The following is an 11,379-nucleotide window of genomic DNA, read 5'->3' as shown; positions in this document are numbered from 1 at the left end:
TGAGCACCCCGCCCCTTTCCGCGGCACTCAGGCCGTCATGCCGCCGTCCGCCACCAGGTCGTGGCCGACGACGAAGCTCGCGGCGTCCGAGGCGAGCCACTGGACCGCGGCGACGATCTCCTCCGTCTCCGCGACCCGGCCGATCGGCACCGTGCCGGCCACCCGCGCGTTCCGGTCGGCCTCGCTCTCGCCGGGCCGGAAGGACATCGAGGTGTTGGAGGCGCCGGGGCTGACGGCGTTGATGCGGATGCCGTCCTTGATGTGGTCCAGCGCGGCCACCCGCGTCAGGGCGCTGACGCCGGCCTTGGAGGCGACGTAGGCGGCCATGCCGGGGCGGCGGCCGTGGAAGCCGATGTTGGACGAGGCGTTGACGATCACTCCGCCGCCGTGCTCGCGCATGTGGGCGATCTCGTACTTCATGCACAGCATCACGCCGGTGAGGTTGACGCCGACGAGCCGGTGCCAGGTGGCGAGGTCGGTGTCGGCCAGCGGCGCGGGCGGGGCGAAGAGGCCGGCGTTGTTGTGCGCGATGTGCAGACCGCCGTGGCGGGCGACCACCGTGGCGACCATCGCCTCGACGTCGGGCGCGCTGGTGACGTCGGCGGCGACGGCGCTGGCCTTGCCGCCCTCCTCCTCGATGAGCCGCACGGTCTCCGTGGCGGGCTCCAGCGCGACGTCGACGGCCACGACGGTGGCGCCCTGGCGTGCGAAGGCCAGGGCACTGGACCGGCCTATGCCGGAGCCCGCCCCGGTGACGAGGGCGACCTTGCCTTCGAACTGTGCGGTCATCTGGTTCTCCTCCATAAGGGGGTCACTGCTTGGGCAGGGCGATGGACTGCGAGTGGCGGAAGACGTTGCCCGGGTCGTAGGCGGCCTTCACGCGTTGCAGCCGGGGGTAGTTGTCCTTGTAGTAGAGCGTGGTCCAGGGCACCCCGGACTTGTTCTGCTGCGGGTCGGTGATGTCGCTGTCGGGGTAGTTGATGTAGCAGCCGTCGGCGGCCGGGCCGGGGACGGGATAGCCGCCGGTGGAGGCGAAGACGTCGGCATAGACCTCGCGGGTCCAGGCGAGGTTCTGCGGGTCCTGGTTCTTGTCGGGCCAGAAGCTCTGGAAGAGGCCCTTGAAGATGGAGTCGCGCTGGGCGGAGGCCGTGTCGCCCGGGCGCACCGTGTTGATCTTCCCTCCGTAGGAGAGCAGAACGACCATCGAGCTGGGATTCTGCAAGTCCGTGCGCGTCAGGTGCTTGTACAGCGCGGCGATCTGGGCGTCGTTGAAGCCCTTGCGCAGGTAGGCCGACTTGTGGATGCCGCGCAGGGTGGGGTTGGTGAGCGTGGGGTTGTTGGTGCCGAGGAAGCGAACGGAGGCCAGCCAGGGCACGCGCTGGGGGGTGAAGAAGTCGGGCATCGGGCCCTGTTCGCCGACCGCAGAGGTCAGCGGCTCGGCCTTGACGCCGAGGGCCGAGGTGATCGAGGCGACATAGGCGTTGATGAGCTTCTCCGCGTCGGGCACGGTGGCGTCCATCTGCGTGAGCAGCCCGATGCTGTTGTTCGCCCGGTGGTTGATCATCAGGAAGCTGCACAGCGAGGCGTACGGCGAGTCGGGGCTGCCGTTCTTCTCGTGCCAGGTCCCGAAGTTCTTCACCAGGGTGGCGAAGCGCGCCTTGTCCAGCTTGCTCCAGGGCAGGGAGATCGCGCTGACGTAGACGTCCTTCGGCGGGTGCATCAGCTGCTTGGCGGGGTCGCTGCCGGTCGCCTCCGGGGAGCGGAACCAGTAGCGGGTGATCACGCCGTAGTTGCCGCCGCCCCCGCCCGTGTGCGCCCACCACAGGTCGCGGTTCGGGTCCCCGGCCTCCCGGGTCGCCACCACGGCCCGCGCGGTGCCGTCGGCGTTCACGACGACGACCTCGACGGCGTAGAGGTGGTCGATGGTCAGGCCGTGCCGGCGCGAGAGCATTCCGTAGCCGCCGCCGCTGATGTGGCCCCCCACGCCTACGGAGTAGCACATGCCGCCGGGCAGGGCGACCCCCCAGCCCTTGTAGAGGGATTCGTAGACGTGCAGCAGCGTGGCTCCGGCCTCGACGACGAAGGCCTTGCGCTGTTCGTCGTAGCCGACCTGGTCCATGGCCGTCATGTCGATGACGACCCGGACGTCGGGGTTGTAGACGAAGTCGGCGTAGCAGTGGCCGCCGCCCCGTATGGATATCCGCTTTCCGGCGCGGACGGCCTCCTGGACGGTCTGGACGACCTGTTCGGTGGTGTGCACGATGCGCACGGACTCCGGGCGGCCCACCCAGCGGGTGTTGTTGCCGACGACGAGGTCGGCGTAGCGCGGGTCGTCGGGCAGGACGGTCACTGCCGCAGGTGCACCCGCGCCGGCCTCCGCCCCGGCGCCGGTGCCCGCCGCGGCGGCCCGGGTGGGCGCGAGGCCCGTCTGTGTCACGGCGGCACCCGCCACTGCGGCGGCGGTGCCGGTCAGCATGGTTCGTCTGTTCAACATGCCATGGTTCTCTCTGTGCGGTACCAGTGTTTTCGCCGGTCAGCTGCCCCAGATGATGCCGAGGCCGAGCTTCTCCGCGACCTCCTGCGTGCGCTCGACGGACCAGCGGTCGCCGACCGGTGCGGCAGCTCCCATGTGCACGGGATATCCGCCGTCCAGGAAGAACCGCTCGAATCCGCCGGGGCAGGTGAGCACGTACAGGTCGGCCGTCTCGCTCTCCACCAGATACGAATGCGGGATTCCGCGCGGCAGGAAGAGCACGCTGCCGCCTTCGAGGAGTTCGGTGCGGTCGCCCACGGTGGCCCGTACGCCACCGCTGCCGATCATGAAGATCTCGTCCTCAAGCGTGTGGATGTGGCTCGGGGAACGCTCGCCGAGCTTCGCCGCGAAATGGGTCATTCCCATGGCGCCCCTGGTCTGCTCGGCCGTGAGCTTCACGGTCACCAGGGAGCCCTTTCCCCACAGCCGTTGTGCTCCGTCGCCCGGTCTGAGGACCGCCGGCAGGACGTCGTCCTCGCCGAAGGGAAGTTCTTCCCGCCCGTGCGGCGCTGTCGTCATTTCTCCTCCAGATCCGTCGCGGTACTGGGCAGCGCCCGACCGGCCGGCTCCGAGCGTTCCCCAGCGAACCGGGGACCGGCAACGCAGCTGAGCCCAATCCGTCAAGTGTCGCTGTGCAGTGATGAGTTCACGCTGAGCGAGACCGGAATCGGATTGGGCTCTGCTTTTTTATTCGGTTGCGGCGGGGGCGGGCACGGGATGTGCCCGGCTGAACGGGAAGTGACTAGCGGGCGCTCTGAACGGCTCGTTCCCGGTAATCGCAGTACTTTTCCGCGGGGTTCTCGAAGTAACTCCAGGGGATCGATCCGACGCAGCCGTCGACGAGCCGGAATTGTTCGAGGGCCTCCGCGTGGCGCTTCTGCTTCACCAGGAAGAAGGCCAGCAGGTGCCGGGCCTCGGGGAGGCGCGGGTGGTCGGGCCGGACGGCCGGGAGGTCGGCGAGCAGGGCGTCGACCATGGCCGTGACCTCGGGGGTGCGGTAGTGCTTGCCGTTGAACGGCCGGTCGAGGTGCTCGAAGTGGGCGACGAGCCGCAGGGCGGGCAGCAGGGTGCCGGCCGGTGCGCCGGAGGCGGCCTTGTCCGCGAACTCGCGGGCCAGTTCCTCCGAGCCGCGCCACTTCGCGCACCAGTACTGGAGGGCGCTGTAGTGCGCCTCGTAGTGGAAGGGCGCGCGGCCGGCGATCTCGGCCCAGAGCTCGTGCACGTACGCGTGCGGGTAGCCGAGGCCGAGTCCTGCCCAGAGGTCGGAGACGAGCGGGGAGGGGTCTTCGGGGTTGAGCTCGACCGCCCGGGTGATGTCCTCGCGGGCCCGCAGCAGGACGCGGTGGAAGCCCTCGAACTGCTCGGCCGAGGTCCGGTCCGCGGTGCTTGCGCCCCGCAGCTCCCAGGCGAGGAAGACGGTGGACCGGGCGCGCACGGCCGCGGCGCCGGGGTCGCCGGGGCGGGCGGCCTCCCAGGCCGTGAGCCAGGCGTCCTCGTCGGCCGCAACCTGCGCGAGGGCGATGACGAGCGCGGTCCGGCGCTCCCAGTCCTTGCCGATGGCGGTCATGGCCTCGGCCGCGGGCTCCCATGCGCCGCGCTCCGCCGCCTCACGCGCACCGTCGATCTGCGGGTCGTGCAGCAGCCGCTCGGCGTCCTGCCGGTCCTGCGGGAGCAGGCCGAGGGCGGCCGCTTCCTTGGAGAGCCGGGCGGGCGAGGGGGTGGTCGCCTTCTCGCGCTCGGGCCGTGCGGCGGCGCCCTTGCGGTTCCGGTACCAGAAGTAGATCCAGACGGCTATGACGAGGAGGGGCAGCAGTCGTGCCACGGGAGTTCGGCTCGATTCGTGAGAACGGGAAGTGGAGACCGGGCGCGGAGGTCACGCGTGTGCGGCCGGCGGCAGCAGCCGGCGCAGCGGCGCGGTGTCGGGGGCGTCGGCGACGGCCGCCTCCAGGGCCTGCGGCAGCAGGGTGTCGTAGCCGTCCGGCAGGTGCAGCCGGGCGCTCTCCGCCCAGGACAGCTCCCACCAGGCCGTCCGGGCGTCCACGAGCTCCAGCAGGACGAGGCCGGCCAGGCCGTCGAGGAGCGCCGGGCGCAGGAATTCGCGCGCGGCCCGGCCGCTGACCCGCTGTGCGGCCGGCGGGTGCGGGAGGCCGGCGGCTATCTGCCACAGGCTGCCGTGGTCGGCCGCGTCGAGCAGGGCGTGCACGGTGGTGCGGCCGCCGGTGACGCGGGCGATGGCGTCCCGGAGCGGTTCCGCGTCGGCCTCGTGGCCGGCGCGGATGCCGTGGTGGACGAGCTCGGGCCAGTCGGCGCGGGGCATGTGCAGCGCTTCCTGGGTGAGGGTGGCCGCTTCGAGGTCGGCGTGGACGCGCCCGGGGTCGTCCAGCAGGGCCATGGCGGGGCCCGCGGGCCGGCCGCCGCGCCCGTCGTCGGGCATGGCCTCGATGAGGCGGATCCGCTCAGCGGTCGGGGGGTGCGCGTCGTACGGGGAGGGGTCGCCCGGCGGGAGGTCGCGGCGCAGTTCGTCGAGCTCTTCCTGGCGGGCCGGTTCGGCGAGCAGGCGGGCCAGGCCGCCGTAGAACTGGCCGTACGGGGGCAGGAGTCCGGCGGCCACGCCGACGGTGGCGTAGCCGCGGAGGTAGAAGCCGTGGGCGGCGTCGAGGACGACGGTTTCGCGCAGGGCGGTGGCGGTGGCGTCGCGGCCCGCGATCCGGACGGCGAGCCGGTCGGCCGCGAGCTCCTGGCGCCGGGCGTCCTTCTGCGTGGCACGCAGGGCGAACTTGCCGTAGGCGATGAAGAGCTTGCTCATGCGGCGGTAGCTCCACCCGGCGCCGCGGGTGTCCACCTCTTTGGCCTTGCGGCCCTTGCGCAGGGCCTTCTCGGCGGCCTTCTCCTGGCGCAGCCGCTCCTTCTCCACCTGCTGCTCGGCCCGCTCCGCGAAGGCGTTCACCGTGCGGGCGACGGCGTGCCGGCCGCGGGCGGTGAGGGCGGAGAGGCGGGTGTCGGCGTTTCCGTAGTGACCGAACTCGTGGGCGAGGACGGCGCGCAGCTGTGCCTCGTCGAGGCCGGCCATCAGGGGGACGCCGATGTAGAGCCGGCGGTGGCCGGGCAGGAGCCCGAGCAGGCGGGCGTTCTCGCTGACGGCGGCGTTGACGGTGGCGGTGAGGAGGATCTCGTCGGGCATGCGGGTGCCGGCGGCGCCGGCCACGTCGCGCACGGCGGCCCAGAGCCGCGGCTGCTGCTCCTCCGTGACGGGCATGCCTTCGTCGCCGTCGTCCTTGGGGGTGCGCAGGAGAAGCATTCCGCGGACGACGGGGAAGGCCAGGAAGGCGAGGACGACGGTGAGTTTGAGGGCGAGGGGATTCACTCCCCGCCAATAAGCGGCGACTCCGATTCCGGCGAAGACGCCGAGGATGACGAGGCACAGCAGATAGAAACCCGCGAGCACGACAAGTGCACGCAGGGCACGCAGAAAAACGCCCATGGGGCAGGGGCCCTCACACAGAAATAAGGAATGGTCAGTGCACCGGGGGGAGAATCGTCAGTATGCCGCACAAGGTTTTGAATCGGCAAAAAGTTAAAAATGCGGCAACACAAGCAGCGGCGGCGGCCCGAAGGGGGCCGCCGCCGCTGGGTGCCGGACGGGTCCGGGTCAGGTCCCGGAGCCGGGTCAGGTCCAGGTCTCCGGGTGGGGGTCGTGGAGCGCGGGGTCTTCGGGGGTCTGACGGGGGCGGAGGTCGGGCGGGGTGGCGCCGTTCGACGGGTAGAGCAGGCGGCCGAGGGGGTAGGGCTCGGCGTAGGTGGTGACCAGGCGGCGCACGGTGGCGGGGTCGGCCGTCACCGGGAAGCGGCGGCGGTCGGCGTCGGCGTCGTCCGCGCTGGGGTCGGGGTCGGTCAGGGTCGACCACATGTCCTCGGCCGCGCTGATGAGCTGGTCGAGTTCGTCGCGCACCCCCTGCCAGGCGCCTTCGCGCACCGCCTCGTCGATGCGGGAGAGGGTGCCGAGGATGCTGGCGTAGTCCTCGGCCAGCTGGTCCTCCTGGGGGGACGGGGCAAGGGTGTTGGCGACTGGCTCGGTGGTGTACACGGCACCTCCACGCAAGGGGAAACGGTCAAGGCCGGGGTGGATGCGTACGAAACCCCCGCCCGGGCATCGTCGCGCGCCGCGGGGCCGACCGCGGCTCTCCACCGTCACCGGTCGGCGATATATCACTCGCACGGGCGAGCGGGGCGGTGGCGCCGCGGGCCGGGAGGCCGCGGCGGCCGGGTCGCACGGGCGAGCCACACGGTCGCGAGCAGGCAGACCGCGGTCATGGCGCACAGCACCACCGGCACGGCTCGTACGCCCGACAGCTCGATCGCCCTGCCCAGTGCGGGGCCCGCGGCGACGCCGCCCACCATGGACGCGGCGATCACGTAGGCGGCGGCGCGGCGGGCGGTGGGAACGGTGCGGTGCAGCCAGGGCAGTCCGGTGGGGAAGACCGGCGCGATGAACAGGCCCACGCCCGCGTACGCGTACGGGGCGAGGCCCGGTACGGCGGCGGCGCCCGTGCACAGCAGCATGCCGGCGCAGCTGACGGCGACGATGACCGGCTCGGGCATGCGGACGGCAAGCGGCACCACGAGGAACCGGCCGGCCGTCAGCATCAGCCAGTAGACGGAGGTGGCGGAGGCGGCCGCGGCGGTTCCGTAGCCGACGGTTTCGAGGTGGGTGGGCTCCCAACCGCCGACGCCCGCTTCGACGCCGACGTGCACGACGTACAGCAGGACGAACGCGCCCAGGAGCAGCACCGTCCGGCCGGCTCCCGGCGGGGGTGCGGACGGCCCGGCCGGGCCTTCGGCGGCCGGGGGCGCGTCCTTGTCGCGGACCCCTTTGAGGAAGAGGAGGAGGGCCGCCGAGAGGGCTCCGCAGGCGAGGAAGGCCACGGGATAGCGGTCCGGTCCGAGGAGGCCGATGAGGGCGGGGCCGGCGACCGCGCCGATGCCGAAGTGGGCGTTGAGGACGTTGAGCATGGCGGTGCTGCGGTGCCCGAAGCCGGTGGCGAACAGCTGGTTGAGGCCGTAGTCGATGCCGCCGAAGCCGAAGCCCGCGACGAGGGCGGCGGCGAGCGCGGCCGGCCAGGCGGGGGCGAGGGCGAAGGCGATGCTGCCGAGGGCCATGAGGGCGTAGGAGGAGCCGAGGAGGACGCGGTTGCCGGCCCGGCCGTGGATGCGGTTGAAGGCCAGGACGCCCGTCACGCCGCCGACGAAGTGGGCGCTCAGCCCGAGCCCCGCCGCGGAGGGCGACAGCCCGAACTCCTCGCGCAGGGCGGGGATCGCGGGCCCGTAGAGGGACTGGAGAGCGCCGATGAGGACGAACCCCACGCAGGAGGCGGCGACGGCGGTGCGCGTGAAGAGGCCGCCGGGAGAGCTGCCCGGCGGCGCGGGGGCGCGCACTCCGGTGATCGGCTCGGTCATGGGCGCCCCGGGGACGTGTGCAGGAAGCGTTCGGCGATCTCGTGGGCGAACGCCATGACGGTGCCCTGCGGGCTGATGCCGGTGACGCCGGGCAGGACGCTCGCGTCGCACACGCGCAGCCTCCGGAAGCCGTGGGGCCGGCCGTGCTCGTCGCAGGTGCCGCCGCGCCCGGGAAGGCCCATGCGGGCGGACGCCATGCCGTGCACGGACACCAGTTCCCAGTCGCCGGGGCGGACGCGGCGGCAGAACTCCTCGGCTTCGGCGCGGGAGTGGAGCGGGCGCGCGGTGGCCACCGGCGGGATCAGCTCCCGGGCGCCCGCGGCGAACAGCACCTCGCTGGTGCGCCGGAACGCCTCACGCAGCAGGCTGTGGTCGGCGGAGGTCATGCCGTGCCGGAGGAGGAGCCCGCCGCGCGGCGCGGCCAGGATCCGGGCCTTGCCCTGCATGCGGACCTGGGTGGTGTACGACCCGAGCGTCCCGAAGGCGGCGAGCAGCCGGTCGAGGAGCTGCGGGGGGCGGCTCGCGAGTGCGGCGGCGAGCGCGCCGCGCGTGACGTTGGACGGCATCATCAGCACCCCGTCGGCGGCGAATTCGTGGACCTGTGCGGTGAAGATGGTGCCCCGGTCCGCGTGGACGGGCTCGTCGAAGCGGGCGACGGTACGGAGGTTGACGTGCAGGGACAGCTCGCGGCCGGCCGTCCGGCGGTGGATGCGGCTGCGTTGCAGGAGCGCGGGCGTCCGGAGCGGCCCGGCGGCGAGGAAGACCTCGCGGGCCCGGTGGACGACGGTGCGCCCGCCGGGCCCGGCCGCCACGACGCCGGTGGCGGCGCCGTCCTCGTGCAGGATCCGCAGGACGCGGGTGCCGGGGACGATCCGGGCGCCCAGTTCCTCGGCTTCGGGGAGGTAGCTGACGGCCATGCTCTGTTTGGCGCCCGTGGGGCAGCCGGTGGTGCAGCGGTTGCTGTGGCGGCAGCCGCGGACGGCCCGGTGGGCGGGCTGCCACTGCCAGCCGAGGTGCTCGGCCCCGGCCGCGAGCAGGCGGGAGTCGTGGTTTCCGGCCCCGTGCGGCTGGGCGGCGACGCCGAGGCGGTGGGCGATGAGGCCGAGGTGCGCGGCGAGGTCGGCGGCGCGGTACCCGGCCACGCCGGACTCGGCGGCCCAGCGGTTGAGGAGGGCGGGCGGGGGCTCCCACAGCAGCCCGCCGTTGACGACGGTGGTGCCGCCGACGCAGCGCCCTTCCCCGTAGGCGAGGGTGGGGGTGCCGAAGACGGGGATCAGGCCGCCCTGCCGGTAGAGGTGGCGCATGTTCTCGGCGGGCGTGGCGGCGGCGATGCTGCCGGTGCCGACGCGCGGGCCTTCTTCGAGCACGGTCACCTGGCGCCCGGCGGCCGCGAGTTCCCGCGCGACGACGCTGCCGCCGGCGCCGGATCCGATGACGAGGACGTCGCTGTCGGTGCCGCGGGGGTGCGGCGTGCGGATGGGGCGCGGGCTCAGCGGTCCCCTCTGCGGTCCGTTGAGTGCTTTCACCGGTCCGCTCCCCGGTGCGGCGCCGGCGGCTGCTGGCCGGGGGTGCCGTCGAGGGCGCCGAGCAGGGCGAGGGCCGTGCTCGCCCGGACGACGTCCCCGAAGCCGGGCAGGGCGGCCAGCCGCTGCATGCCGCGGCGGCCCTGGGCCGCGGAGGCGTTGCGCAGGCCGTGCCCCGAGGCGAGGAGGAAGGCCGCCGGAAGCAGGCACAGTGTGAGGGCGTAGGCGGCCCGGTAGGGCAGCGGAAGGGTGGTCAGGGTGCCGGTCACATGGGCTTCGGCGGCGGTACGGGCCTGAAGGGTGTGCAGGCAGCCGTGCTGCCGCAGCCAGTACGAGCGCAGGCCGCTCGCGCGCAGCGCGCCGCGCATCAGGCGGTCACCTTCACGCATCAGGCGGTCACCTTTTCCTTGAGGAACCCGGTCAGCAGGCGGGTCGCGCCCTTGGCGAGCACGGCGTCGAGGGCGTTCAGGAAGAGGCCGGCCTCCTCCTCGCCCGCGACCAGGGGCGGGGAGACGATGAGGGCGATGTCCCGGTTGGAGCCGAAGAAGGTCAGGATCCCGTGCTCCCGGTACAGGGCGGCGATCACGGCGGCGGTGAGCAGCTTGGGTACGGCCTGCGGGTCGCGGGCGGCCGCGGGGAGCAGGGCGCGGACGCGGTCGGGGAGCTCCGGGCCGGGGCGCAGGAAGACGCCGTGGAGGGCGCCGCGGCCCGTGGTGGAGGCCACGAGGCGGGGGTGGCGTGCGGCGATGCGGGCGAGGCCGGCGGACAGCTGCTCGCCGAGGGCGCGGGCACGACCGGGGAAGTCCTCCTCCACGGCGACCAGGACCGCTTCGAGCGCGGTGGCGGTCTCCTCGCCGAATCCGTAGTAGGTGGTGCTGTGCAGGGTGGCGTCGGCGAGGTTGTCGTAGGCCCTGCGGAAGACGGGTTCGCGGGCCACGTACCCGGAGATGGAGGACTTCCCGCCGCCGAAGGACTTCGACATGGCGAGGATGTCGGGGACGAGGCCGGGGCAGCGCATGAAGTGGAAGAGCTCGCCGGTCTTGCCCCAGCCGGTGTACACCTCGTCGAAGACCAGGACGATGTCCTGCTCGGTGCACAGCCGCCGGACCTCGCGGAGGAACGCGGGCGGGCACTCGCGCAGGGCGGAGGCGCTGAAGGGTTCGAGCACGACGGCGTAGACGTCGCTGCGGCCCGTGGAGTCGCGGTGGCGCTCCAGGGCCAGCTCGAAGGAGGCGAGGTCGCCGAAGGCGAAGGAGTCGGTCCCGGGGATCCGCGGGAACTCGAAGTGGATCTCGGGGGAGGCGGTGAGGCTGCCGGCGCCGAGGAGCTTGCCGTGGAAGGCGATGTCCGTGTGGAGGACGGTGCCGCGCCGGCCGCCGTGGTACTTGTACGCCAGTTTGACCGCGCCTTCGACGGCCTCCGCGCCGGAGTTGGGGAAGTAGCAGATGTCGAGGTCGCCCGGGAGCAGCGCGGCCAGGTTGTGGCTGAGGGCGGCGACGTAGGGCGAGAAGAAGTTCTTGTGGACCTCCATGCGGCGGCGCTGCCGGAAGCGGTCGCGGGCGGCGAGGACGCGCGGGTGGTTGTGGCCGTGGTTGAGGACGCCGATGCCGCCGGTGAAGTCGAGGATGCGGCGGCCGTCGCGGAGGGTGATCCACGCTCCTTCGGCGCTGTCGACGAGGTCGCGGCCGAAGCCGAAGGAGCCGATGAGGGAGACCTGGCTGCGGCTGACGTACTTCTCGTAGAGGTCGTGGACCTGGTCGATGCCGAGGTGTTCGGCCTGGTCCAGGGAGATGAGTTCGGGCATGGGGGTCCTCGGGGGTTCGGGGGGTCCGCGGGTTCGAGCGTGGGAGTCCGCGGGTTCAGGCGTGG

10 protein-coding genes are annotated in these 11,379 nt (G+C 72.8%); all 10 read right to left on the bottom strand.

What is annotated here, in order from left to right; genetic code table 11:
* Positions 1–27 precede the first annotated feature (27 nt).
* Positions 28–789: an SDR family NAD(P)-dependent oxidoreductase gene (locus D7231_RS23070; protein WP_120757507.1), complete on the bottom strand. Its 762-nt coding sequence runs from the start codon at positions 787–789 to the stop codon at positions 28–30.
* A 22-nt stretch (positions 790–811) separates the two neighbouring features.
* The gene (locus tag D7231_RS23065) at positions 812–2,494 is read right to left on the bottom strand and encodes an FAD-binding oxidoreductase (protein WP_120757411.1); all 1,683 of its coding nucleotides are present in this window, start codon (positions 2,492–2,494) and stop codon (positions 812–814) included.
* 39 nt (positions 2,495–2,533) lie between these two features.
* Entirely contained in the window at positions 2,534–3,052 is a 519-nt protein-coding gene (locus tag D7231_RS23060; protein ID WP_228774150.1) for a cupin domain-containing protein, read from the bottom strand.
* 223 nt (positions 3,053–3,275) lie between these two features.
* Positions 3,276–4,355, bottom strand: a complete 1,080-nt coding sequence (locus D7231_RS23055; RefSeq protein WP_199739429.1) for a hypothetical protein — start codon at positions 4,353–4,355, stop codon at positions 3,276–3,278.
* A 51-nt stretch (positions 4,356–4,406) separates the two neighbouring features.
* Positions 4,407–6,014, bottom strand: a complete 1,608-nt coding sequence (locus tag D7231_RS23050) for a M48 family metalloprotease (RefSeq protein ID WP_120757410.1) — start codon at positions 6,012–6,014, stop codon at positions 4,407–4,409.
* 186 nt (positions 6,015–6,200) lie between these two features.
* Positions 6,201–6,617, bottom strand: a complete 417-nt coding sequence (locus D7231_RS38160) for a hypothetical protein (protein ID WP_120757409.1) — start codon at positions 6,615–6,617, stop codon at positions 6,201–6,203.
* A gap of 122 nt (positions 6,618–6,739) precedes the next feature.
* Complete coding sequence (locus tag D7231_RS23040) at positions 6,740–7,987, bottom strand: MFS transporter (RefSeq protein WP_120757408.1); 1,248 nt, start codon at positions 7,985–7,987, stop codon at positions 6,740–6,742.
* Complete coding sequence (locus D7231_RS23035; RefSeq protein ID WP_147449785.1) at positions 7,984–9,513, bottom strand: FAD-dependent oxidoreductase; 1,530 nt, start codon at positions 9,511–9,513, stop codon at positions 7,984–7,986. The genes D7231_RS23040 and D7231_RS23035 overlap by 4 nt, the downstream gene beginning before the upstream one ends.
* Complete coding sequence (locus D7231_RS36250) at positions 9,510–9,899, bottom strand: hypothetical protein (protein WP_147449784.1); 390 nt, start codon at positions 9,897–9,899, stop codon at positions 9,510–9,512. The genes D7231_RS23035 and D7231_RS36250 overlap by 4 nt, the downstream gene beginning before the upstream one ends.
* The gene (locus D7231_RS23030; protein WP_120757406.1) at positions 9,899–11,314 is read right to left on the bottom strand and encodes an aspartate aminotransferase family protein; all 1,416 of its coding nucleotides are present in this window, start codon (positions 11,312–11,314) and stop codon (positions 9,899–9,901) included. Before D7231_RS23030 ends, D7231_RS36250 begins: the two co-directional genes overlap by 1 nt.
* Positions 11,315–11,379: the final 65 nt, after the last annotated feature.

The sequence above is a fragment of the Streptomyces klenkii genome (genome assembly GCF_003626645.1).
Taxonomy (GTDB): Bacteria; Actinomycetota; Actinomycetes; order Streptomycetales; family Streptomycetaceae; genus Streptomyces; species Streptomyces klenkii.
The sequence above is the reverse complement of the archived record's forward strand: the minus strand, read 5'-3'. Positions and strand labels throughout refer to the sequence as shown.